Origin of the sequence: Streptomyces olivoverticillatus, assembly GCF_014203555.1 — a bacterium.
Lineage (GTDB): Bacteria > Actinomycetota > Actinomycetes > Streptomycetales > Streptomycetaceae > Streptomyces > Streptomyces olivoverticillatus.
On record NZ_JACHJH010000005.1, the window covers coordinates 118,065 to 142,031 of the forward strand.

The 23,967-nt window shown below is 67.7% G+C and carries 18 protein-coding genes and 1 tRNA gene; 17 read left to right on the top strand and 2 right to left on the bottom strand.

Annotated elements, in window-relative coordinates:
• The first annotated feature begins 35 nt into the window (after positions 1 to 35).
• From FHS39_RS17695 to FHS39_RS17705, 3 genes are all read left to right on the top strand, one after another.
• Positions 36 to 569: a TetR/AcrR family transcriptional regulator gene (locus FHS39_RS17695; protein ID WP_184350322.1), complete on the top strand. Its 534-nt coding sequence runs from the start codon at positions 36 to 38 to the stop codon at positions 567 to 569.
• A gap of 176 nt (positions 570 to 745) precedes the next feature.
• Positions 746 to 2,116 carry a DHA2 family efflux MFS transporter permease subunit gene (locus FHS39_RS17700; RefSeq protein ID WP_184350625.1) on the top strand — a complete coding sequence of 457 codons (1,371 nt, stop codon included), beginning with the start codon at positions 746 to 748 and terminating at the stop codon, positions 2,114 to 2,116.
• Between the two features lie 78 nt (positions 2,117 to 2,194).
• Positions 2,195 to 3,250, top strand: coding sequence for a UDP-N-acetylmuramate dehydrogenase (locus tag FHS39_RS17705; protein WP_343069630.1), 1,056 nt, complete (start codon positions 2,195 to 2,197; stop codon positions 3,248 to 3,250).
• Between the two features lie 24 nt (positions 3,251 to 3,274).
• On the opposite strand, the gene FHS39_RS17710 is transcribed toward FHS39_RS17705, so the two are convergent.
• Complete coding sequence (locus FHS39_RS17710) at positions 3,275 to 4,297, bottom strand: adenosine deaminase (protein WP_184350324.1); 1,023 nt, start codon at positions 4,295 to 4,297, stop codon at positions 3,275 to 3,277.
• A 124-nt stretch (positions 4,298 to 4,421) separates the two neighbouring features.
• Positions 4,422 to 5,660 (bottom strand): pyridoxal phosphate-dependent aminotransferase, encoded by a 1,239-nt coding sequence (locus FHS39_RS17715; protein ID WP_184350325.1) that lies wholly within the window; start codon positions 5,658 to 5,660, stop codon positions 4,422 to 4,424.
• Positions 5,661 to 5,839: 179 nt separating this feature from the next.
• Between FHS39_RS17715 and FHS39_RS17720 the strand changes: the two genes are divergently transcribed.
• From FHS39_RS17720 to tuf, 14 genes are all read left to right on the top strand, one after another.
• A tRNA-Trp gene (locus tag FHS39_RS17720) sits at positions 5,840 to 5,912 on the top strand.
• 108 nt (positions 5,913 to 6,020) lie between these two features.
• Positions 6,021 to 6,311 (top strand): preprotein translocase subunit SecE, encoded by a 291-nt coding sequence (gene secE / locus FHS39_RS17725; RefSeq protein ID WP_184350326.1) that lies wholly within the window; start codon positions 6,021 to 6,023, stop codon positions 6,309 to 6,311.
• 101 nt (positions 6,312 to 6,412) lie between these two features.
• Positions 6,413 to 7,300 (top strand): transcription termination/antitermination protein NusG, encoded by an 888-nt coding sequence (gene nusG / locus FHS39_RS17730; RefSeq protein ID WP_184350327.1) that lies wholly within the window; start codon positions 6,413 to 6,415, stop codon positions 7,298 to 7,300.
• A 161-nt stretch (positions 7,301 to 7,461) separates the two neighbouring features.
• Positions 7,462 to 7,896, top strand: coding sequence for a 50S ribosomal protein L11 (gene rplK, locus FHS39_RS17735; RefSeq protein ID WP_184350328.1), 435 nt, complete (start codon positions 7,462 to 7,464; stop codon positions 7,894 to 7,896).
• 82 nt (positions 7,897 to 7,978) lie between these two features.
• A complete protein-coding gene (gene rplA, locus FHS39_RS17740) occupies positions 7,979 to 8,695 on the top strand; it encodes a 50S ribosomal protein L1 (protein WP_184350329.1) in 717 nt (238 codons plus the stop codon).
• Positions 8,696 to 8,836: 141 nt separating this feature from the next.
• Complete coding sequence (locus tag FHS39_RS17745) at positions 8,837 to 9,721, top strand: SCO4651 family lipoprotein (RefSeq protein WP_184350330.1); 885 nt, start codon at positions 8,837 to 8,839, stop codon at positions 9,719 to 9,721.
• Positions 9,722 to 10,029: 308 nt separating this feature from the next.
• Complete coding sequence (gene rplJ, locus FHS39_RS17750) at positions 10,030 to 10,560, top strand: 50S ribosomal protein L10 (RefSeq protein ID WP_184350331.1); 531 nt, start codon at positions 10,030 to 10,032, stop codon at positions 10,558 to 10,560.
• Between the two features lie 110 nt (positions 10,561 to 10,670).
• Complete coding sequence (gene rplL, locus FHS39_RS17755; protein ID WP_184350332.1) at positions 10,671 to 11,054, top strand: 50S ribosomal protein L7/L12; 384 nt, start codon at positions 10,671 to 10,673, stop codon at positions 11,052 to 11,054.
• A 607-nt stretch (positions 11,055 to 11,661) separates the two neighbouring features.
• Complete coding sequence (gene rpoB / locus FHS39_RS17760) at positions 11,662 to 15,144, top strand: DNA-directed RNA polymerase subunit beta (protein WP_184350333.1); 3,483 nt, start codon at positions 11,662 to 11,664, stop codon at positions 15,142 to 15,144.
• Between the two features lie 125 nt (positions 15,145 to 15,269).
• Positions 15,270 to 19,169, top strand: coding sequence for a DNA-directed RNA polymerase subunit beta' (locus FHS39_RS17765; RefSeq protein WP_184350334.1), 3,900 nt, complete (start codon positions 15,270 to 15,272; stop codon positions 19,167 to 19,169).
• 413 nt (positions 19,170 to 19,582) lie between these two features.
• On the top strand, positions 19,583 to 19,954 hold the full coding sequence (gene rpsL / locus FHS39_RS17770) for a 30S ribosomal protein S12 (RefSeq protein WP_003948652.1): 372 nt from the start codon (positions 19,583 to 19,585) through the stop codon (positions 19,952 to 19,954).
• 2 nt (positions 19,955 to 19,956) lie between these two features.
• On the top strand, positions 19,957 to 20,427 hold the full coding sequence (gene rpsG, locus FHS39_RS17775; RefSeq protein WP_004950419.1) for a 30S ribosomal protein S7: 471 nt from the start codon (positions 19,957 to 19,959) through the stop codon (positions 20,425 to 20,427).
• 39 nt (positions 20,428 to 20,466) lie between these two features.
• Positions 20,467 to 22,590, top strand: a complete 2,124-nt coding sequence (fusA, locus tag FHS39_RS17780; protein ID WP_184350335.1) for an elongation factor G — start codon at positions 20,467 to 20,469, stop codon at positions 22,588 to 22,590.
• A gap of 164 nt (positions 22,591 to 22,754) precedes the next feature.
• On the top strand, positions 22,755 to 23,948 hold the full coding sequence (gene tuf, locus FHS39_RS17785; RefSeq protein ID WP_184350336.1) for an elongation factor Tu: 1,194 nt from the start codon (positions 22,755 to 22,757) through the stop codon (positions 23,946 to 23,948).
• Positions 23,949 to 23,967: the final 19 nt, after the last annotated feature.

Consider the following 23,967-nt stretch of genomic DNA (forward strand, 5'->3'; position numbering starts at 1 on the left):
AGTGAGTGGCCACTAACTTACTGGCCATGGTCAGGATGAGCGCGGAAGAACGCCGCGAGAGTGTGATCCGCGCCGCGATCACCGAATTCGCGCGCGGCGGCTACAGCGGCACCTCCACGGAGGTGATCGCGCGCCGCGTGGGCGTCTCGCAGCCGTATCTCTTCCGTCTCTTCCCGAGCAAGCGCGCCATCTTCCTGGCCGCCGCCGCCCGCTGCCTGGAGGACACCGGGCGGCTCTTCCGCGAGGCCGCCGAGAATGCGCCTCCTGGCGGCGTCCCGGCCGCCATGGGTGCCGCCTACCAGGACATGATCGAGCGCGACCGCGAAAAGCTGCTGATGCAGATGCAGATGTACGTAGCGGTCGCGTCCGCCGAGGCCTCCGGCGACCACGAGTTCGGCCACCCGATCCGCGAGGGCTGGCAGCAGCTGCGGGACACGATCCATCTCGCCCTCGGCGCCGACGAGGACGAGACGGCCGGCTTCCTGGCCGAGGGGATGCTCATGAACACCCTGGTCTGCCTGGGCTACCCGGCCGGACACCCGATGTGGGCCGGCCACTGCAAGGACTAGGCGCGCGGGGCGAGGGCCCCGCGGCCCGCCCTGCCGCATGCCGAGGAAATTTAGTAATCCATCACTAACAAATTCTCCATCACTCACCGACAAGACATCACGCTCCCCGGGGGGACTTTGTGAACCAGCGAGCCAGGGCCGTCTGGGCCCTGATCATCACGAGCATCGCCGGATTCATGGCGGCGCTGGACAACCTGGTGGTCACCACCGCCCTGCCCTCCATCCGCAAGGACCTCGGCGGGGCACTGGCGGACCTGGAGTGGACGGTCAACGCCTACACCCTGACCTTCGCCGTCCTGCTGATGTTCGGCGCCGCGCTCGGTGACCGCTTCGGCCGCCGCAAGCTCTTCCTCCTCGGCCTCGCCGTCTTCACCGCCGCCTCGGCAGCTGCGGCGTCGGCCCCCGGCATCGACGGCCTGATCGCCGCCCGCGCCGTCCAGGGCGTAGGGGCGGCGATCATGACGCCGCTCACCCTCACCCTCCTCGCCGCCGCCGTCCCGGCCGAGCGGCGCGGCATGGCGTACGGCATCTGGGGCGCCGTCAACGGCCTGGCCGTCGCCGGCGGCCCGCTGATCGGCGGCGGGCTGACCGAGCACGTCTCCTGGCACTGGATCTTCTGGCTGAACGTGCCCCTGGGCGTGGCCCTGCTCCCGCTCGCCCGGCTGCGCCTGGCGGAGTCCCGCGCCCCGCACGCCCGGCTCGACGTCCCCGGCACGCTGCTGGTCAGCGGCGGCCTCTTCGGCATCGTCTACGGCCTGGTCAACGCCCACTCCGACGGCTGGACCGGCACCTGGGTGCTCACCGGCCTCATCGTCGGCGGTGCGTTGCTCGGCGGCTTCGTCCACCACGGCTTCCGCAGCAAGAACCCCATGCTGCCCATGCGCCTCTTCGGCAACCGGGCGTTCAGCGCGATCAACGCCGCCGGCCTGCTGATGTTCCTCGGCATGTTCGGCGCGATCTTCCTGCTGTCGCAGTTCTTCCAGGGCGTCAGCGGCTACTCGCCCACCGAGGCGGGCCTCCGGATGCTCCCCTGGACCGGCATGCCCATGATCGTCGCGCCGCTGGCCGGCTATCTCTCGGACAAGACAGGCGGCCGCCCGGTCGTCACGGCGGGCCTCGCGCTCCAGGCGCTGGGACTGGCGCTCTTCGCCCTCGTCGTCAAGGCGGACGTCTCCTACGCAGCCGAGCTTCCGGCGCTGATCGTCAGCGGCATCGGCATGGCGCTGTACTTCGCGCCCGCCGCGAACCTGGTCATGTCCAGCGTCCGCCCCGCCGAGCAGGGGATCGCCTCGGGCGCGAACAACGCGCTGCGGGAGGTGGGCGGAGCGCTCGGCGTCGCCGTCCTGGGGTCGGTGTTCTCCTCGCACGGCGGCTACGAGACGCCTGCACGCTTCGTGGACGGGCTGACGCCGGCGCTGTGGGTCGGTGCGGCAGCGGTGGGCGTGGCGGCTGTTGCGGCGGCGCTGCTGCCCCGGCGGGCGCGTCCTGCGGCTCAGGAGCCGGAGCCGACAGCGGTGCGGGAACCCGTGGTGTCGGCGCAGGGCTGACCCTTCCCGGCCCCGGGGTCCCGGGGCCGGGCCCGCACCCCGGTCGCCCGGCGGCAGCGCCCCCGTACTCTTGTGCGCGTGCAGGAACGACACGAAGCCCCCCTCGCCCCCCTGACCACCTTCCGGCTCGGCGGGCCCGCCGCCCGGCTGGTCACCGCCGTCACGGACCACGAGGTGATCACCGCCGTCCGCGAGGCCGACGCGAGCGGCACGCCGCTGCTGATCATCGGCGGCGGCAGCAACCTGGTCATCTCCGACAAGGGCTTCGACGGCACGGCTCTGCATGTCGCCACCACCGGCTTCCGCCTCGACGGCACCACGCTCGAGCTCGCCGCCGGCGAGAACTGGTCCGACGCCGTCGCCCGCACCGTGGAGGCCGGGCTGGCCGGCATCGAGTGCCTGGCCGGGATCCCCGGATCCGCCGGTGCCACGCCCGTCCAGAACGTCGGCGCGTACGGGCAGGACGTCTCCCAGACCATCACCGAGGTCGTCGCCTACGACCGGCACGCCGGGGAGACCGTCGTCCTGCGCAACGCCGACTGCGGCTTCTCCTACCGGCACAGCCGCTTCAAGGCCGACCCGGAGCGCTACGTCGTGCTGCGCGTCCGCTTCGAGCTGGAGGACGCGGACGGGATGTCCGCGCCGATCCGCTACCCCGAGACGGCCCGCGCGCTCGGCGTGGAGGCCGGAGACCGCGTGCCCGCTGCCACGGCCCGGGAGACGGTCCTCAAGCTGCGCGCAGGCAAGGGCATGGTCCTGGACCCGGAGGACCACGACACGTGGTCGGCGGGGTCCTTCTTCACCAACCCGGTCCTCTCCCCGGAGCAGCACGCGGCGTTCCTGGAGCGCGTCGCGCAGCGGCTCGGGGACGACGTGCAGCCGCCCGCTTTCCCCGCCGGGGACGGGCTCGTCAAGACCTCGGCCGCCTGGCTGATCGACAAGGCGGGCTTCACCAAGGGCTACGGCGACGGCCCGGCCCGCATCTCGACCAAGCACACGCTCGCCCTCACCAACCGCGGGGCGGCCACCACCGAGGACCTGCTGGCCCTCGCCCGCGAGGTGCGCGACGGCGTGCACCGCGCCTTCGGCGTGACGCTCGTCAACGAGCCGGTGACCGTCGGCGTCACCCTCTAGGGGCAGACGGGCCGGGGGCTGCGCCTACGCGGCCGTCAGCCAGTCGTCCACGCCCGCCAGCAGCCGCTTCCGCAGGTCCTCCGGCGCCCTCGACGCCCGAATCGACTGCCGGGCCAGCTCCGCGAGCTCCGCGTCGGTGAAGGCGTGGTGCTCGCGCGCCAGCTCGTACTGGGCGGCCAGGCGGGAGCCGAAGAGCAGCGGGTCGTCCGCGCCCAGCGCTATCGGGACCCCGGCGTCGAACAGCGCGCGCAGCGGCACGTCGCCGGGCTTGTCGTAGACGCCCAGTGCCACGTTGGAGGACGGGCACACCTCGCACGCCACACCGCGCTCGGCGAGCTTGCGCAGCAGCCGGGGGTCCTCGGCGGCCCGCACGCCGTGGCCGATGCGGCCCGCGTGCAGGTCGTCCAGGCAGTCGCGGACGCTGCTGGGGCCCGACAGCTCGCCGCCGTGCGGAGCGGCCAGCAGACCGCCCTCCCGGGCGATCTCGAAGGCCCGGTCGAAGTCGCGGGCCAGCCCCCGCCGCTCGTCGTTGGAGAGCCCGAAGCCCACCACGCCGCGGTCGGCGTAGCGCACGGCGAGCCGGGCGAGGGTGCGGGCGTCCAGCGGGTGCTTCATCCGGTTCGCGGCGACCAGCACGCGCATGCCCAGGCCCGTCTCCCGCGAGGCGCTCTCCACCGCGTCCAGGATGATCTCCAGCGCCGGGATCAGCCCGCCCAGCCGCGGGGCGTACGAGGTCGGGTCGACCTGGATCTCCAGCCACCCCGAGCCGTCCCGGACGTCCTCCTCGGCGGCCTCCCGCACCAGCCGCCGGATGTCGTCGGGGGAGCGCAGGCAGGAGCGCGCGATGTCGTACAGCCGCTGGAAGCGGAACCAGCCGCGCTCGTCCGTCGCCCGCAGCTTGGGCGGCTCTCCGCTGCTCAGCGCCTCGGGCAGGTGCACGCCGTACCTGTCGGCGAGCTCCAGCAGGGTCGAGGAACGCATGGACCCGGTGAAATGCAGGTGCAGATGGGCCTTCGGCAGTTTGCGGACGTCGCGAACGTTCTTCATCCCAGGATCTTGCCGCACGCGCCCGTCAACGGGAAGACGCTTTCCCTGAACGGGGAGCGGACTGACAACCAATGCGGGCCCCCGGCCGCAGCCGGGGGCCCGCACGGGCAGGAGGGAGAGGGCGTTACGCCTTCGCCTCCGCCAGCAGCTTCTGGACCCGGCCGATGCCCTCGACCAGGTCCTCGTCGCCCAGGGCGTAGGACAGGCGCAGGTAGCCCGGGGTGCCGAAGGCCTCGCCGGGGACGACCGCGACCTCAACCTCGTCCAGGATCAGCGCGGCCAGCTCCACGGAGGTGGCGGGCCGCTTGCCGCGGATCTCCTTGCCGAGCAGGCCCTTGACCGACGGGTAGGCGTAGAAGGCGCCCTCCGGCTCCGGGCAGAGCACGCCGTCGATCTCGTTGAGCATGCGCACCATCGTGCGGCGGCGGCGGTCGAAGGCGACCTTCATCTCCTCGACGGCCTCCAGGTCGCCGGAGACGGCGGCCAGCGCCGCGGCCTGCGCCACGTTCGACACGTTGGACGTGGCGTGCGACTGCAGGTTGGTGGCGGCCTTGACGACGTCCTTCGGGCCGATGACCCAGCCCACGCGCCAGCCGGTCATGGCGTACGTCTTGGCGACGCCGTTGACCACGATGCACTTGTCGCGCAGCTCGGGCACGACCACCGGCAGCGAGGAGAACTCGGCGTCGCCGTAGACCAGGTGCTCGTAGATCTCGTCCGTCAGCACCCACAGGCCGTGCTCGGCGGCCCAGCGGCCGATCTCCTCGACCTGGGCGCGGGAGTACACGGCGCCGGTGGGGTTCGAGGGGGAGACGAAGAGCAGCACCTTGGTGTTCTCGGTGCGGGCGGCCTCGAGCTGCTCGACGGAGACGCGGTAGTTGGTCGTCTCGTCGGCCACGACGTCCACCGGGACGCCGCCCGCGAGGCGGATCGACTCGGGGTAGGTGGTCCAGTACGGGGCCGGGACGATGACCTCGTCGCCCGGGTCGAGGATGGCGGCGAAGGCCTCGTAGATGGCCTGCTTGCCGCCGTTGGTGACGAGCACCTGGGAGGCCTCGACCTCGTAGCCGGAGTCGCGCAGCGTCTTCGCGGCGATGGCGGCCTTGAGCTCGGGCAGACCGCCGGCCGGAGTGTAGCGGTGGAACTTGGGGTCGCGGCAGGCCTCGATGGCGGCCTCGACGATGTACCCGGGCGTGGGGAAGTCGGGCTCGCCGGCGCCGAAGCCGATCACGGGGCGGCCGGCGGCCTTGAGGGCCTTGGCCTTGGCGTCCACCGCGAGGGTGGCGGACTCGGAGATCGAACCGATGCGGGCGGACACCCGGCGCTCGGTGGGGGACTGTACGGGAGGAGTCGCAGCGGTCATACAGGCATCGTCGCAGACCCGCCGGGACGCGGTCACACGCCTTTCGGACCGCGAGCTGTTCGACGACGGCCGCCGGAGCACGTACACTCATCCGTCGTTGGCCTCTTAACCGGCGAATCCGCTCCGTGCATGCACACCGTGCTTCCGGATGGATGCGGTACGTTTAGGAGGAACCACAAAGGGTCGTAGCTCAATTGGTAGAGCACTGGTCTCCAAAACCAGCGGTTGGGGGTTCAAGTCCCTTCGGCCCTGCTACACGCATCGTCACCAGGGTGCGTGCATGCGTACGTACTGAAATGCACCGCCGTGCGGCTCACCCGGGCGCGGCACGGCCACGACCCGGATTCAGGTGAGGACGTAGTGACGGAAGCCCTTGGCTCCACCGCGACGCCTGAGAGCGGTCGTCCAGAGGACGAGGTGGCCTCCAAGAAGGGCCGCCGTGGTGGCAAGCGCGGGAAGAAGGGCCCTCTGGGCCGCCTCGCGCTCTTTTACCGCCAGGTTGTCGCCGAGCTCCGCAAGGTCGTCTGGCCCACCCGGAACCAGCTGTCGACGTACACCACTGTGGTGATCGTCTTTGTTGTCATCGTCATCGGTCTGGTGACCGTGATTGACTATGGGTTCAACCAGGCCGTCAAGTACGTCTTCGGCTGACGCTGAATCCGCGCGCAAGGCGGCCTCTGTCCGGGGACTTCCTGGAGAGAGCCGTCTCTTCGCACGTTCCACCCACATTGAAGCCAGGAAGAAGCAGCCACGTGTCTGACCCGAACCTGAACGACGCCGCCGAGCCCGTCGAGGCGACGGAGGCCGACGTGGACGCTCCGGCTCCCTCGGAGGAGATCGGCGAGGACACCGAGACCCAGATCCTCGAGGGTGCCGACAACGTGGACGAGCTGGACGCCGAGGACGCCGCCGCGGGCGAGCCCGCCGAGGAGGCCGCGGTCCACGCCGAGGACGCCGAGGACGCCGCCCTCTCCGGTGACGAGGCCGCCGAGGCCGAGGAGCCCGCCGAGGAAGAGGCCCCGGTCGACCCGATCGAGGCGCTCCGCGACGAGCTGCGCGGCCTGCCCGGCGAGTGGTACGTCATCCACACCTACGCCGGTTACGAGAACCGTGTGAAGACCAACCTCGAGCAGCGCGCCGTCTCGCTCAACGTCGAGGACTACATCTTCCAGGCCGAGGTGCCGCAGGAAGAGGTCGTCCAGATCAAGAACGGCGACCGCCGCACCGTCCGCCAGAACAAGCTGCCCGGCTACGTGCTGGTGCGCATGGACCTGACGAACGAGTCCTGGGGCGTCGTCCGCAACACCCCGGGCGTCACCGGCTTCGTCGGCAACGCCTACGACCCGTACCCGCTGACCCTGGACGAGATCGTCAAGATGCTCGCCCCGGAGGCCGAGGCGAAGGCCGCCAAGGAGGCCGCCGAGGCCGAGGGCCGTCCGGCCCCCAGCCGCAAGGTCGAGGTCCAGGTGCTGGACTTCGAGGTGGGCGACTCGGTCACTGTCACCGACGGCCCGTTCGCGACGCTGCAGGCGACGATCAACGAGATCAACGCCGACTCGAAGAAGGTCAAGGGCCTCGTCGAGATCTTCGGTCGCGAGACCCCGGTCGAGCTGAGCTTCGACCAGATCCAGAAGAACTAGTTCTTCCCGGACACACGCTTCCGACCAGGTCAGACGGGCTGCTCACAGCCTGTCTGACCTGCTCGGTTTTTGGCCGCAGCATGTTACCCGTTATCGTGGTGCGGTATGCCTGCGCGCATTGTGCGCAGGCAAAAAACTCTCACTAGGACCCGGAGAGAGCAATGCCTCCCAAGAAGAAGAAGATCACGGGGCTTATCAAGCTCCAGATCAACGCCGGTGCCGCCAACCCGGCTCCGCCGGTCGGCCCCGCGCTGGGTCAGCACGGCGTCAACATCATGGAGTTCTGCAAGGCCTACAACGCCGCGACCGAGTCGCAGCGTGGCATGGTCGTGCCGGTGGAGATCACGGTCTACGAAGACCGTTCCTTCACCTTCGTCACCAAGACTCCGCCGGCCGCCAAGCTGATCCTCAAGGCTGCGGGCGTGGACAAGGGCTCCGGCGAGCCGCACAAGACCAAGGTCGCCAAGATCACCGAGGCGCAGGTCCGCGAGATCGCCACGACCAAGATGCCCGACCTGAACGCCAACGACCTGGACGCCGCCGCGAAGATCATTGCCGGCACCGCCCGTTCCATGGGCATCACGGTCGAGGGCTGATCAGCTCCCGTCTGACCCCTCAGTGGCAGGACCAAGCGCTGGTCCGGACCACGACTCCCCGCTCAACCTTTCAGGAGCAGAAGTGAAGCGCAGCAAGACTCTCCGCGCTGCGGACGCCAAGGTCGAGAAGGAGCGTCTGTACGCTCCCCTCGAGGCCGTCCGTCTCGCCAAGGAGACCTCCGCGACCAAGTTCGACGCGACCGTCGAGGTTGCCTTCCGCCTGGGTGTCGACCCGCGCAAGGCCGACCAGATGGTCCGCGGCACCGTGAACCTTCCGCACGGCACCGGTAAGACCGCCCGGGTCCTGGTCTTCGCGACCGGCGACCGTGCCGAGGCCGCGCGTGCCGCCGGCGCCGACATCGTCGGTGCCGACGAGCTGATCGACGAGGTCGCCAAGGGCCGTCTGGACTTCGACGCCGTCGTCGCCACCCCGGACCTCATGGGCAAGGTCGGCCGCCTCGGCCGCGTGCTCGGTCCCCGTGGCCTGATGCCGAACCCGAAGACCGGCACGGTCACCCCGGACACGGCCAAGGCCGTGACCGAGATCAAGGGCGGCAAGATCGAGTTCCGCGTCGACAAGCACTCGAACCTGCACTTCATCATCGGCAAGGTCTCGTTCGACGACACCAAGCTGGTGGAGAACTACGCCGCGGCGCTCGAGGAGATCTCCCGCCTCAAGCCGTCCGCCGCGAAGGGCCGCTACATCAAGAAGGCGGTTCTGACCACCACGATGGGCCCCGGCATCGCGCTGGACCCCAACCGCACCCGCAACCTCCTCGTCGAGGACGAGACGGTCTGAGCGACCTCTCGTAGCGTGTGAGCTTCACGGGCCGGGCCCCGCACCCTTCTGGGTGCGGGGCCCGGTTGCGTTATCCGGTTGCCGCGGTGTCGGTGCGGGCGGATATCGTCCGTACAACATCGTTTATGGGGGGTCATATTCATGAATCGCCGTGCGGTACGCGTAACCACCGGTATGGCCGCCGGGCTGCTGCTCTGCGGGGCCACTACGGGCTGTTCGTCCTCGGGCGGCAGCTCCCCTGCCAAGTCCGCGTCCGCGGCCCCGTCGGAGGCCGCCTCCGGGGCTCCTGCGGCTGCCGTGCAGAGCGCGTCGAAGAAGGCCGCGGAGCTGAAGTCCCTGCGGGTCGAGATGAGCGGCATCGGCCCGGGTGTTCCGGGGCGGATGAAGGCCGAGCTGGCCATGAACATGGACCCGAAGGCCATGGAGATGAACGTGGAGCTCGCCGATCACGGGGAGGACGGCAGGTTCACGCTCAAGCTCGTCGGGGACGCCATGTACATGGGCGGCAACGAGAAGATATCCGACCGTCTGGACGGCAAGCACTGGCTGAAGATGCCCCTGAAGGGCAAGATGAAGGACGCCCTCGGCGGGATGGGCGCGGCCCACCAGGACCCGTCCGCCCAAACGGGCCTGCTCTCCGGCTCCAAGGACATCAAGAAGGTCGGCGAGGAGACCGTCAACGGCATCCCGGCCACGCACTACGCGGGCTCCGTCACGCTCGACGAGATGGCCGGGGCAGCCGGCAAGGACGGCAGCGACGCGACCAAGGAGCGCCGCCGCAAGACGGTCGAGCAGCTCCGCCAGCAGGGCATGCAGAAGCTCGACGTCGACCTGTGGATCGCCAAGGACAACCGGCCGGTCCAGCTGCGCGAGCGCGGGCAGGCCGACAAGGGCCCGCTCGACATGACGATGGTCTTCAAGGACTTCGACAAGCCGGTCACCGTCGAGGCCCCTGCGGCCGACGACACGGCCGACATGGGCGACCGTCCGGCCGGCGGCCTGGGCGAGGCCGGGAAGAGCCTCTGAGGGAAGAGCCTCTGAACCGCCCGGTCGGCGCCGATTTGCTTGTTCGCCCGTCGCTCGCGTACCTTTTGCCAGAAGCCAAAGACCGCTGGTCGTTGCTGCGTCTCCCTCGGGGGGTGTGGTGGCCGAAGGATCCGCTAGCTGCGGGCGACCTGCGCAGGTGATTGTGGTTGCACTCCCGTGAAAGACGCAAGTGATTGTGTCCGTACGGTCGAGTCACGCCCCGAGCGCCTGCGCCGGGGCGTTTCGTTTTGCCCAGGTCCCTTCTCGCGCCTAAGCGGTCCGAATCACCCGGAAGGAGGCCGAGGCTCATGGCGACGTCCGCCAAGGCCGCCGCGGTTGCCGAGCTGACGGACAAGTTCCGCAGCTCCAACGCCGCTGTGCTGACCGAGTACCGCGGTCTCACCGTGGCGCAGCTCAAGACGCTGCGCCGTTCGCTCGGTGAGAACGCGCAGTACGCCGTGGTGAAGAACACGCTGACCAAGATCGCGGCCAATGAGGCCGGGTTCCAGCTCGACGACCAGCTCTTCGCTGGCCCGACGGCTGTCGCCTTCGTCACCGGTGACCCGGTGGAGTCGGCGAAGGGTCTCCGTGACTTCGCCAAGGACAACCCCAACCTGATCATCAAGGGCGGTGTCCTTGATGGCAAGGCGCTGTCCGCCGATGAGATCAAGAAGCTTGCGGACCTCGAGTCCCGCGAGGTTCTGCTCGCCAAGCTGGCGGGTGCCATGAAGGGCAAGCAGTCCCAGGCTGCCGCGCTCTTCCAGGCGCTCCCCTCGAAGTTCGTCCGCACCGCGGAGGCGCTTCGTGCCAAGCAGGCCGAGCAGGGCGGTGCCGAGTAATTCGGCTCGCGCATTGATCAGCGCTGCCTGAACGCGCTGGTCACAGCGGGCCGTCCGCCCGCCGACATGTACATCCGGCACCTGCCGATTTAGTGGAAGGACCCGCCATCATGGCGAAGCTCTCTCAGGAAGACCTGCTCGAGCAGTTCGAGGGCATGACCCTCATCGAGCTCTCCGAGTTCGTGAAGGCGTTCGAGGAGAAGTTCGACGTCACCGCTGCCGCCCCGGTTGCCGCTGTCGCCGTCGGTGGCCCCGCCGCCGCCGCCGAGGCCGCTGAGGAGCAGGACGAGTTCGACGTCATCCTCACCGCCGCCGGTGACAAGAAGATCCAGGTCATCAAGGTCGTGCGTGAGCTGACCTCCCTGGGCCTGAAGGAGGCCAAGGACCTCGTCGACGGCACCCCGAAGCCCGTCCTCGAGAAGGTCGCCAAGGACGCCGCGGAGAAGGCCGCCGAGGCCCTCAAGGGCGCCGGCGCCTCCGTCGAGGTCAAGTGACCTTCGGAGTCTGCTGACTCTCTTCGCCGGCTTGCACCGGCAAACCAAGGGCGATCACCCATGCGGGTGGTCGCCCTTGGGCGTTCCCGCAGCGGCTGCGCACGGCCGACCCCGGGGGCGAGTATGGTGATCATCGTTGCCTCGCCGGGCGGCCCGCGGCCGTACGTCCGGCGCGGCCCCGCAGGAGCCACGAGAGGCGCCACGGGAGGCGTCCGGCGGCCGAGGGGCCTTGACGAACGGCACGCCGCGCGCGATTCTCTGGACGCGGTGACGAGCGGCGTTCACCCCGGGGTTCTGTCGATCCTCCGTCCGAGGCATGGATCGAGCGCGATCGGGGAAGTCTTGCGTCAGGCGACGAGGAACAAGAGGATCCCGGAGGGAGAGATTGGTATCGCACCGGTCTCCGGAAATCCGCTCTGGACATCAGTGGGCCAAGTGGCTACACTGACCCTTTGCGCTGCCTGTTAGCTGCTCCCTGCCCGTCACCAGGGGCATGCCCACTCTCGAGCACAGTTGATGGAAACCCCCTGAGCTGGGATTTCTCTCGTACGCGACGAGTGGGACCGGTACGCGCGTAGTGAGTCCGAGCCCTCGGAAGGACCCCCTCTTGGCCGCCTCGCGCAACGCCTCGACCGCCAATACGAACACCGGCGCCAGCACCGCCCCGCTGCGCATCTCTTTTGCGAAGATCAAGGAGCCCCTCGAGGTTCCGAACCTCCTTGCGCTGCAGACCGAGAGCTTCGACTGGCTGCTCGGCAATGCCGCCTGGAAGGCTCGCGTCGAGGCTGCGCTGGACAGCGGTCAGGACGTCCCCACCAAGTCCGGACTGGAGGAGATCTTCGAGGAGATCTCTCCGATCGAGGACTTCTCCGGGTCGATGTCGCTGACCTTCCGCGACCACCGTTTCGAGCCCCCGAAGAACTCCATCGACGAGTGCAAGGAGCGCGACTTCACGTACGCGGCCCCGCTCTTCGTCACCGCGGAGTTCACCAACAACGAGACCGGTGAGATCAAGTCCCAGACGGTCTTCATGGGCGACTTCCCGCTCATGACGCCCAAGGGCACCTTCTGCATCAACGGCACCGAGCGTGTCGTCGTCTCGCAGCTGGTCCGTTCGCCCGGTGTCTACTTCGACTCCTCCATCGACAAGACGTCCGACAAGGACATCTTCTCGGCCCGCATCATCCCCTCGCGGGGCGCGTGGCTGGAGATGGAGGTCGACAAGCGCGACATGGTCGGTGTGCGCATCGACCGCAAGCGCAAGCAGTCCGTGACCGTCCTCCTCAAGGCCCTCGGCTGGACCACCGAGCAGATCCTGGAGGAGTTCGGCGAGTACGAGTCCATGCGCGCCACCCTGGAGAAGGACCACACCCAGGGCCAGGACGACGCGCTGCTCGACATCTACCGCAAGCTGCGCCCGGGCGAGCCGCCGACGCGTGAGGCCGCGCAGACGCTGCTCGAGAACCTCTACTTCAACCCCAAGCGCTACGACCTCGCCAAGGTCGGCCGTTACAAGGTCAACAAGAAGCTGGCCGCGGACGCGCCGCTCGACGCCGGTGTGCTGACCGTCGACGACATCATCGCGACGATCAAGTACCTGGTGAAGCTGCACGCCGGTGAGGCCGAGACCGTCGGCGAGAACGGCACCACGATCGTCGTCGAGACCGACGACATCGACCACTTCGGCAACCGTCGTCTGCGCAACGTCGGCGAGCTCATCCAGAACCAGGTCCGCACCGGCCTGGCTCGTATGGAGCGCGTCGTCCGCGAGCGGATGACCACCCAGGACGTCGAGGCGATCACGCCGCAGACCCTGATCAACATCCGGCCGGTCGTCGCCTCCATCAAGGAGTTCTTCGGCACCAGCCAGCTGTCCCAGTTCATGGACCAGACCAACCCGCTGTCGGGTCTGACCCACAAGCGTCGTCTCTCGGCGCTGGGCCCGGGTGGTCTCTCCCGTGAGCGGGCCGGCTTCGAGGTCCGTGACGTTCACCCGTCGCACTACGGCCGCATGTGCCCGATCGAGACGCCCGAAGGCCCGAACATCGGTCTGATCGGCTCGCTCGCCTCCTACGGCCGGGTCAACGCGTTCGGTTTCGTCGAGACCCCGTACCGCAAGGTCGTCGACGGTGTCGTCACCGACGAGGTCGACTACCTGACCGCCGACGAGGAAGACCGCTTCGTCATCGCCCAGGCGAACGCCCCCCTCACCGAGGACATGCGTTACGCCGAGTCGCGCGTGCTCGTCCGCCGCCGTGGTGGCGAAATCGACTACATCGCCGGCGACGACGTCGACTACATGGACGTCTCCCCGCGCCAGATGGTGTCGGTCGCGACCGCCATGATCCCGTTCCTCGAGCACGACGACGCCAACCGCGCGCTCATGGGATCGAACATGATGCGCCAGGCCGTTCCGCTGATCAAGGCGGAGGCGCCGCTGGTCGGCACCGGCATGGAGTACCGCTGTGCGGTCGACGCCGGTGACGTCATCAAGGCCGAGAAGGACGGTGTCGTCCAGGAGGTCTCCGCCGACTACGTCACGGTGGCCAACGACGACGGCACGTACAACACCTACCGTGTCGCCAAGTTCTCCCGCTCGAACCAGGGCACGTCCTTCAACCAGAAGGTCGTCGTGGACGAGGGCGCCCGCGTGGTCACCGGCCAGGTGCTCGCCGACGGTCCGTCCACGGACGAGGGCGAGATGGCGCTCGGCAAGAACCTGCTCGTGGCGTTCATGCCGTGGGAAGGCCACAACTACGAGGACGCGATCATCCTGTCGCAGCGCCTCGTGCAGGACGACGTCCTCTCCTCGATCCACATCGAGGAGCACGAGGTCGACGCCCGTGACACCAAGCTGGGCCCCGAGGAGATCACCCGGGACATCCCGAACGTCTCCGAGGAGGTCCTCGCCGACCTCGACGAGCGCGGCATCATCCGCATCGGTGCCGAGGTCGTCGCCGGCGACATCCTGGTCGGCAAGGTCACGCCCAAGGGTGAGACCGAGCTGACGCCGGAGGAGCGCCTGCTCCGCGCGATCTTCGGTGAGAAGGCCCGTGAGGTCCGTGACACCTCGCTGAAGGTCCCGCACGGCGAGATCGGCAAGGTCATCGGCGTCCGCGTCTTCGACCGCGAAGAGGGCGACGAGCTGCCGCCGGGCGTGAACCAGCTGGTCCGCGTCTACGTGGCCCAGAAGCGCAAGATCACCGATGGTGACAAGCTCGCCGGCCGTCACGGCAACAAGGGTGTCATCTCCAAGATCCTGCCCGTCGAGGACATGCCGTTCCTCGAGGACGGCACCCCGGTCGACATCATCCTCAACCCGCTCGGTGTCCCGTCCCGAATGAACCCGGGACAGGTCCTCGAGATCCACCTCGGCTGGCTCGCCAGCCGCGGCTGGAAGGTCGAGGGCGACGAGGACTGGATGAAGCGGCTCCAGGCGATCGGCGCCGACGACGTCGCCGCCGGCACCAACGTCGCGACCCCGGTCTTCGACGGCGCCCGCGAGGACGAGATCGCCGGTCTCTTCGAGTCCACGATCCCCAACCGCGACGGCGAGCGCCTGGTGCTCCCGTCCGGCAAGGCCCGGATGTTCGACGGCCGCTCCGGCGAGCCGTTCCCGGACCCGATCTCGGTCGGGTACATGTACATCCTCAAGCTGCACCACCTGGTCGACGACAAGCTGCACGCCCGTTCGACCGGTCCGTACTCCATGATCACCCAGCAGCCGCTGGGTGGTAAGGCTCAGTTCGGTGGCCAGCGCTTCGGTGAGATGGAGGTGTGGGCGCTGGAGGCTTATGGCGCCGCGTACGCCCTCCAGGAGCTGCTGACCATCAAGTCCGACGACGTCACCGGCCGAGTGAAGGTCTACGAGGCGATCGTCAAGGGCGAGAACATCCCCGAGCCCGGCATCCCCGAGTCCTTCAAGGTGCTCATCAAGGAGATGCAGTCCCTCTGCCTCAACGTGGAGGTGCTGTCCTCGGACGGCATGTCCATCGAGATGCGGGACACCGACGAGGACGTCTTCCGCGCGGCGGAGGAGCTCGGTATCGACCTGTCCCGGCGCGAGCCGAGCAGCGTCGAAGAGGTCTGACGGGTCTGGTGGGGGGTTCCGACCCCGGAACCCCCCACCGTCCCCGGACCCCCAGACCACTGATGTAGAGCCCATATCCCGCCACGGCGGGAGGGCACGAACCCTGAAAGAGGGATTGACGACAAGTGCTCGACGTCAACTTCTTCGACGAGCTGCGGATCGGCCTGGCGACCGCGGACGACATCCGAACCTGGTCCCACGGCGAGGTCAAGAAGCCGGAGACCATCAACTACCGCACCCTGAAGCCGGAAAAGGACGGGCTCTTCTGCGAGAAGATCTTCGGCCCCACCCGGGACTGGGAGTGCTACTGCGGCAAGTACAAGCGTGTCCGCTTCAAGGGCATCATCTGTGAGCGCTGTGGCGTCGAGGTCACGCGCGCCAAGGTGCGTCGTGAGCGGATGGGCCACATCGAGCTTGCCGCTCCTGTCACCCACATCTGGTACTTCAAGGGCGTCCCGTCGCGCCTGGGCTACCTGCTCGACCTGGCCCCGAAGGACCTCGAGAAGGTCATCTACTTCGCCGCCTACATGATCACGTGGGTGGACGACGAGCGCCGCACGCGCGACCTGCCCTCGCTGGAGGCCCACGTCTCCGTCGAGCGCCAGCAGATCGAGCAGCGCCGCGACGCCGACCTCGAGGCCCGCGCCAAGAAGCTCGAGTCCGACCTGGCCGAGCTCGAGGCCGAGGGTGCCAAGGCCGACGTGCGCCGCAAGGTGCGCGAGGGCGCCGAGCGTGAGATGAAGCAGCTGCGCGACCGCGCGCAGCGCGAGATCGACCGCCTCGACGAGGTGTGGAGCCGCTTCAAGAACCTCAAGGTCCAGGACCTCGAGGGCGACGAGCTGCTCTACCGCGAGCTGCGCGACCGCTTCGGCACCTACTTCATGGGTGCGATGGGCGCCGCCGCGCTGCAGAAGCGCCTGGAGTCCTTCGACCTCGACGAGGAGGCCGAGCGCCTCCGCGAGATCATCCGGACCGGCAAGGGCCAGAAGAAGACCCGTGCGCTCAAGCGCCTCAAGGTCGTCTCCGCCTTCCTGCAGACCCGCAACAGCCCCAGCGGCATGGTGCTGGACTGCATCCCCGTGATCCCGCCGGACCTGCGTCCGATGGTGCAGCTGGACGGTGGCCGCTTCGCGACCTCCGACCTGAACGACCTGTACCGCCGTGTGATCAACCGCAACAACCGTCTGAAGCGTCTGCTCGACCTCGGTGCCCCCGAGATCATCGTGAACAACGAGAAGCGGATGCTCCAGGAGGCGGTCGACGCCCTCTTCGACAACGGCCGTCGTGGTCGCCCGGTCACGGGCCCCGGCAACCGTCCGCTGAAGTCCCTGAGCGACATGCTCAAGGGCAAGCAGGGTCGTTTCCGTCAGAACCTGCTCGGTAAGCGTGTGGACTACTCCGCGCGTTCCGTCATCGTCGTCGGCCCGCAGCTGAAGCTGCACCAGTGTGGTCTGCCCAAGGCCATGGCGCTGGAGCTCTTCAAGCCGTTCGTGATGAAGCGCCTGGTCGACCTGAACCACGCGCAGAACATCAAGTCGGCCAAGCGCATGGTCGAGCGCGGCCGCACCGTCGTGTACGACGTCCTCGAAGAGGTCATCGCCGAGCACCCGGTGCTGCTGAACCGTGCGCCCACGCTGCACCGCCTCGGCATCCAGGCCTTCGAGCCGCAGCTGGTCGAGGGCAAGGCCATCCAGATCCACCCGCTCGTCTGCACCGCGTTCAACGCGGACTTCGACGGTGACCAGATGGCCGTCCACCTGCCGCTCTCCGCGGAGGCGCAGGCCGAGGCCCGCATCCTGATGCTGTCCTCGAACAACATCCTCAAGCCGGCCGACGGCCGTCCGGTCACCATGCCGACCCAGGACATGGTGCTCGGTCTGTTCTTCCTCACCACCGACGAGGAAGAGCGCAAGGTCATCGGCGAGGGCCGGTCCTTCGGTTCCGTCGCCGAGGCGATCATGGCGTTCGACGCCCGGGAGCTCTCGCTCCAGGCGAAGGTCGACATCCGCTTCCCGATCGGCACCGTTCCCCCGCGCGGCTGGGTTCCCCCGGTCGCCGAGGAGGGCGAGCCGGAGTGGCAGCAGGGTGACTCCTTCCGTCTGCGCACCACCCTGGGCCGCGCGCTCTTCAACGAGCTGCTGCCCGAGGACTACCCGTTCGTCGACTACTCGGTGGGCAAGAAGCAGCTCTCCGAGATCGTCAACGACCTGGCCGAGCGCTACCCCAAGGTCATCGTGGCGGCGACGCTCGACAACCTGAAGGCAGCCGGCTTCCACTGGGCCACCCGCTCCGGCGTCACCGTCGCCGTCTCCGACATCGTCGTGCCGGAGGCCAAGAAGGAGATCGTCAAGGGCTACGAGGCCCAGGACGAGAAGGTCCAGAAGCAGTACGAGCGCGGTCTGATCACCAAGGACGAGCGCACGCAGGAGCTCATCGCGATCTGGACCAAGGCGACCAACGAGGTTGCCGAGGCGATGAACGCGAACTTCCCCAAGACGAACCCCATCTTCATGATGGTTGACTCGGGTGCCCGAGGAAACATGATGCAGATGCGGCAGATCGCCGGTATGCGTGGTCTGGTGTCGAACGCGAAGAACGAGACCATTCCGCGACCCATTAAGGCGTCGTTCCGTGAGGGTCTCTCCGTGCTGGAGTACTTCATCTCCACCCACGGTGCCCGTAAGGGTCTCGCGGACACCGCCCTCCGTACCGCCGACTCGGGTTACCTCACCCGTCGTCTGGTCGACGTCTCCCAGGACGTGATCATCCGCGAGGAGGACTGCGGCACCGAGCGCGGCCTCAAGCTGGCGATCGCCGTTCGCGGCGAGGACGGCGTCCTGCGCAAGACGGACGACGTCGAGACCAGCGTGTACGCCCGTATGCTCGCCGAGGACGTCGTCGTCGACGGCAAGGTCATCGCGCCGGCCAACGTCGACCTCGGTGACGTGCTCATCGGCCAGCTCGTCGCCCACGGCGTCGAGACGGTCAAGACCCGCTCGGTCCTCACCTGTGAGTCCGCGGTCGGCACCTGTGCCTTCTGCTACGGCCGCTCGCTGGCGACCGGCAAGCTGGTGGACATCGGTGAGGCGGTCGGCATCATCGCCGCCCAGTCCATCGGTGAGCCCGGTACCCAGCTGACGATGCGTACCTTCCACACCGGTGGTGTGGCCGGTGACGACATCACCCAGGGTCTGCCCCGTGTCGTCGAGCTCTTCGAGGCCCGTACGCCCAAGGGTGTCGCCCCGATCTCGGAGGCGGCCGGCCGCGTCCGCATCGAGGAGACCGAGAAGACCAAGAAGCTCGTCGTCACCCCGGACGACGGCAGCGACGAGACGGCGTTCCCGATCTCGAAGCGTGCCCGTCTGCTGGTCGCCGAGGGTGACCACGTCGAGGTGGGCCAGAAGCTCACCGTGGGTGCCACCAACCCGCACGACGTGCTGCGCATCCTCGGCCAGCGCGCCGTCCAGGTGCACCTGGTCGGCGAGGTCCAGAAGGTCTACAACTCGCAGGGCGTGTCGATCCACGACAAGCACATCGAGATCATCATCCGGCAGATGCTGCGCCGCGTGACGATCATCGAGTCCGGCGATGCGGAGCTGCTGCCGGGCGAGCTCGTGGAGCGCTCGCGCTTCGAGGGCGAGAACCGTCGTGTGGTCACCGAGGGCGGTCACCCCGCCTCCGGCCGTCCGCAGCTGATGGGTATCACCAAGGCCTCGCTCGCCACCGAGTCGTGGCTGTCGGCGGCGTCCTTCCAGGAGACGACCCGGGTTCTGACCGACGCGGCGATCAACGCCAAGTCGGACTCCCTGATCGGCCTCAAGGAGAACGTCATCATCGGTAAGCTCATCCCGGCCGGTACGGGCCTGTCCCGCTACCGCAACATCCGGGTGGAGCCCACCGAGGAGGCCAAGGCCGCGATGTACTCGGCCGTCGGTTACGACGACATCGACTACTCGCCCTTCGGCACCGGCTCCGGCCAGGCGGTCCCGCTGGAGGACTACGACTACGGTCCGTACAACCAGTAGTCGCAAGCGATACGCACACAGGGCGGTCACCCCTTCCGGGGGTGGCCGCCCTGCGGCGTGATTTCACCCATACGGCGGTCGCGGAAGCCCCAGGCCGGGCCAACCCCCCGCAGATCTGCGACATTTGCTGCACATCGGGGTGTCCTCCGCGTGTGTATTTGTTTTGACCGCAGCCCATGCGGTAGGTACGCTCTGACCTTGTGCCTGGGGTGTCCCTGGGCTCTTGTGCGTGCCGTCAGACCGCATGGGAAGCCCGGAACCGGACGGATTCCACGCCGGCTCGGAGACACCGAAATCTGCGCCATTCCGCCATGCGGCGGAGGTCCGCAGCCTTCGACACGCCCGACCGCGTGGGTCGGCGGTAGCTCCCAGGTTAGTTTTATCGTGATCGGCACACAGAAACCGGAGAAACGGTGCCTACGATCCAGCAGCTGGTCCGAAAGGGCCGGCAGGACAAGGTCGAGAAGAACAAGACGCCCGCACTCGAGGGTTCGCCCCAGCGCCGCGGCGTCTGCACGCGTGTTTTCACGACCACCCCGAAGAAGCCGAACTCGGCGCTCCGTAAGGTCGCGCGTGTGCGTCTGACCTCCGGCATCGAGGTCACCGCTTACATTCCGGGTGAGGGCCACAACCTGCAGGAGCACTCCATCGTGCTCGTGCGTGGCGGTCGTGTGAAGGACCTGCCGGGCGTTCGCTACAAGATCATCCGTGGCTCGCTCGACACCCAGGGCGTCAAGAACCGCAAGCAGGCTCGCAGCCGCTACGGCGCCAAGAAGGAGAAGTAAGAATGCCTCGTAAGGGCCCCGCCCCGAAGCGCCCGGTCATCATCGACCCGGTCTACGGTTCTCCTCTTGTCACCTCGCTGATCAACAAGATCCTGCTGCACGGCAAGCGCTCCACCGCCGAGCGCATCGTGTACGGCGCCATGGAGGGCCTGCGCGAGAAGACCGGCAACGACCCGGTCATCACGCTCAAGCGCGCCCTCGAGAACGTCAAGCCCGCTCTTGAGGTCAAGTCCCGCCGTGTCGGTGGCGCCACCTACCAGGTGCCGGTCGAGGTCCGTCCGGGCCGCGCCTCCACCCTGGCGCTGCGCTGGCTGGTCGGTTACTCCCGCGCCCGTCGCGAGAAGACCATGACCGAGCGCCTCATGAACGAGCTGCTGGACGCCTCGAACGGTCTCGGCGCCTCGGTCAAGAAGCGTGAGGACACGCACAAGATGGCCGAGTCCAACAAGGCCTTCGCGCACTACCGCTGGTAGTCGCTACCCCCATCGAGAACCGAGAGAAGACTGAGCCATATGGCCACCACTTCGCTTGACCTGGCCAAGGTCCGCAACATCGGGATCATGGCCCACATCGACGCGGGCAAGACGACCACCACCGAGCGGATCCTGTTCTACACCGGTGTTTCGTACAAGATCGGTGAAGTCCACGACGGCGCTGCCACGATGGACTGGATGGAGCAGGAGCAGGAGCGCGGCATCACGATCACGTCTGCCGCGACGACCTGCCACTGGCCGCTGAACAACGTCGACCACACCATCAACATCATCGACACCCCGGGCCACGTCGACTTCACCGTCGAGGTGGAGCGTTCGCTGCGCGTGCTCGACGGTGCCGTGACGGTGTTCGACGGCGTTGCCGGTGTTGAGCCCCAGTCCGAGACCGTTTGGCGTCAGGCGGACCGCTACGGCGTGCCGCGTATCTGCTTCGTCAACAAGCTGGACCGTACGGGTGCCGAGTTCCACCGCTGTGTCGACATGATCGTCGACCGCCTGGGCGCGGTTCCCCTGGTCATGCAGCTGCCGATCGGTGCCGAGGCCGACTTCAAGGGCGTGGTCGACCTCGTCCAGATGAAGGCTCTGGTCTGGTCCGCCGAGGCTGCCAAGGGCGAGATGTACGACGTCGTCGACATCCCGGCCACGCACACCGAGGCTGCCGAGGAATGGCGCGGCAAGCTCCTCGAGGGCGTTGCCGAGCACGACGACGCCATGATGGAGCTCTTCCTCGAGGGCCAGGAGCCCACCGAGGAGCAGCTGATGGCGGCCATCCGCCGCATCACGCTGGCCTCCAAGGGCGGCGCCGACTCCGTCACCGTCACCCCGGTGTTCTGTGGCACCGCGTTCAAGAACAAGGGCGTTCAGCCCCTGCTCGACGCGGTCGTGCGCTACCTGCCGTCGCCGCTGGACATCGAGGCCGTTGAGGGCCACTCGGTCAGCAACGCCGACGAGGTCGTCAAGCGCAAGCCGTCCGACGACGAGCCGTTCGCGGGTCTTGCCTTCAAGATCATGAGCGACCCGCACCTCGGCAAGCTCACCTTCGTCCGGGTTTACTCGGGCCGCATGGAGGCCGGCACCCAGGTGCAGAACTCCGTGAAGGGCAAGAAGGAGCGCATCGGCAAGATCTACCGGATGCACGCGAACAAGCGTGAGGAGATCGACTCGGTGGGTGCCGGCGACATCGTCGCCGTCATGGGTCTCAAGCAGACCACCACCGGTGAGACCCTCTGCGACGCGGGCAACCCGGTGATCCTCGAGTCGATGGACTTCCCGGCCCCGGTCATCCAGGTCGCCATTGAGCCCAAGTCCAAGGGCGACCAGGAGAAGCTGGGTGTCGCCATCCAGCGCCTCGCCGAGGAGGACCCGTCCTTCCAGGTCCACACGGACGAGGAGACGGGCCAGACCATCATCGCGGGTATGGGCGAGCTGCACCTCGACGTGCTGGTCGACCGGATGCGCCGTGAGTTCAAGGTCGAGGCCAACGTCGGCAAGCCGCAGGTCGCGTACCGCGAGACGATCCGCAAGGCCGTCGAGCGTATCGACTACACGCACAAGAAGCAGACTGGTGGTTCCGGCCAGTTCGCCAAGGTGCAGATGGCCATCGAGCCTCTCGAGGGCGATGGCTACGAGTTCGAGAACAAGGTCACCGGTGGCCGTATCCCGCGGGAGTACATCCCGTCCGTGGACGCGGGTTGCCAGGAGGCCATGGAGTTCGGCGTGCTGGCCGGCTACCCGCTGACCGGCGTGAAGGTGACGCTGCTCGACGGCGCCTACCACGACGTCGACTCCTCCGAACTCGCCTTCAAGATCGCCGGTTCCATGGCGTTCAAGGAGGGTGCTCGCAAGGCGTCCCCGGCTCTGCTCGAGCCGATGATGTCCGTCGAGGTCACCACCCCCGAGGACTACATGGGCGATGTGATCGGTGACATCAACTCCCGCCGTGGCCAGATCCAGGCCATGGAGGACCGTCACGGCGCCAAGCTCGTCAAGGGCCTGGTTCCGCTGTCGGAGATGTTCGGCTACGTCGGAGACCTCCGCAGCAAGACCTCGGGTCGCGCAAGCTACTCGATGCAGTTCGACTCCTACGCCGAGGTTCCGCGGAACGTCGCCGAGGAGATCATCGCGAAGGCCAAGGGCGAGTAAGGGGCTCTCGTCTCCGATGACGAGGCTCACGCTTTAGGCTTGACACCGACTGTCGGGGCATACCACCGCAAACGTGGCGGTGTGCCCCGGTGGACGGCACCCCAGCAAAGATCCCTGGCGCCGATCGAAGTAAGGCGTACAGAACCACTCCCAGGAGGACCCCAGTGGCGAAGGCGAAGTTCGAGCGGACTAAGCCGCACGTCAACATCGGCACCATCGGTCACGTCGACCACGGTAAGACCACTCTTACCGCGGCGATCACCAAGGTGCTGCACGACGCGTACCCGGACCTGAACCCCTTCACGCCGTTCGACGAGATCGACAAGGCGCCCGAAGAGCGCCAGCGCGGTATCACGATCTCGATCGCTCACGTCGAGTACCAGACCGAGTCGCGTCACTACGCCCACGTCGACTGCCCCGGTCACGCGGACTACATCAAGAACATGATCACCGGTGCCGCCCAGATGGACGGCGCGATCCTCGTGGTCGCCGCGACCGACGGTCCGATGCCGCAGACCAAGGAGCACGTGCTCCTGGCCCGCCAGTCCGGCGTTCCGTACATCGTCGTCGCCCTGAACAAGGCCGACATGGTGGACGACGAGGAGATCCTGGAGCTCGTCGAGCTCGAGGTCCGTGAGCTCCTCAACGAGTACGAGTTCGACGGCGACAACGCTCCGGTCGTTCAGGTCTCGGCGCTGAAGGCGCTCGAGGGCGACGCCGAGTGGGGCAAGTCCGTCATGAACCTCATGAAGGCCGTCGACGAGTCGATCCCGCAGCCGGAGCGCGACGTCGACAAGCCCTTCCTGATGCCGATCGAGGACGTCTTCACGATCACCGGTCGTGGCACCGTCGTCACCGGTCGTATCGAGCGTGGTGTCCTGAAGGTCAACGAGACCGTCGACATCATCGGCATCAAGACCGAGAAGACCACCACCACGGTCACCGGTATCGAGATGTTCCGCAAGCTGCTCGACGAGGGCCAGGCCGGTGAGAACGTCGGTCTGCTCCTCCGTGGCATCAAGCGCGAGGACGTCGAGCGCGGCCAGTGCATCATCAAGCCGGGTTCGGTCACCCCGCACACCGAGTTCGAGGCCACGGCGTACATCCTCTCCAAGGACGAGGGCGGCCGCCACACCCCGTTCTTCAACAACTACCGTCCGCAGTTCTACTTCCGTACGACTGACGTGACCGGTGTTGTGACCCTCAAGGAGGGCACGGAGATGGTCATGCCCGGCGACAACGCCGAGATGTCCGTCTCCCTGATCCAGCCCGTCGCGATGGAGGAGGGCCTGCGCTTCACCATCCGTGAGGGCGGCCGCACCGTCGGCGCCGGCCAGGTCACCAAGATCAACAAGTAAGTCTCTTACTTGAAGGTCT

Excerpts from the sequence above, each read along its gene's own strand:
- FHS39_RS17695 (WP_184350322.1), top strand. The coding sequence starts at position 36 with ATGAGCGCGGAAGAACGCCGCGAGAGTGTGATCCGCGCCGCGATCACC.
- FHS39_RS17700 (WP_184350625.1), top strand. The coding sequence starts at position 746 with ATGGCGGCGCTGGACAACCTGGTGGTCACCACCGCCCTGCCCTCCATC.
- FHS39_RS17710 (WP_184350324.1), bottom strand. The coding sequence starts at position 4,297 with ATGAAGAACGTTCGCGACGTCCGCAAACTGCCGAAGGCCCATCTGCAC.
- FHS39_RS17715 (WP_184350325.1), bottom strand. The coding sequence starts at position 5,660 with ATGACCGCTGCGACTCCTCCCGTACAGTCCCCCACCGAGCGCCGGGTG.
- rplK (WP_184350328.1), top strand. The coding sequence starts at position 7,462 with ATGCCTCCCAAGAAGAAGAAGATCACGGGGCTTATCAAGCTCCAGATC.
- FHS39_RS17745 (WP_184350330.1), top strand. The coding sequence starts at position 8,837 with ATGAATCGCCGTGCGGTACGCGTAACCACCGGTATGGCCGCCGGGCTG.
- rplJ (WP_184350331.1), top strand. The coding sequence starts at position 10,030 with ATGGCGACGTCCGCCAAGGCCGCCGCGGTTGCCGAGCTGACGGACAAG.
- rplL (WP_184350332.1), top strand. The coding sequence starts at position 10,671 with ATGGCGAAGCTCTCTCAGGAAGACCTGCTCGAGCAGTTCGAGGGCATG.
- rpsG (WP_004950419.1), top strand. The coding sequence starts at position 19,957 with ATGCCTCGTAAGGGCCCCGCCCCGAAGCGCCCGGTCATCATCGACCCG.
- fusA (WP_184350335.1), top strand. The coding sequence starts at position 20,467 with ATGGCCACCACTTCGCTTGACCTGGCCAAGGTCCGCAACATCGGGATC.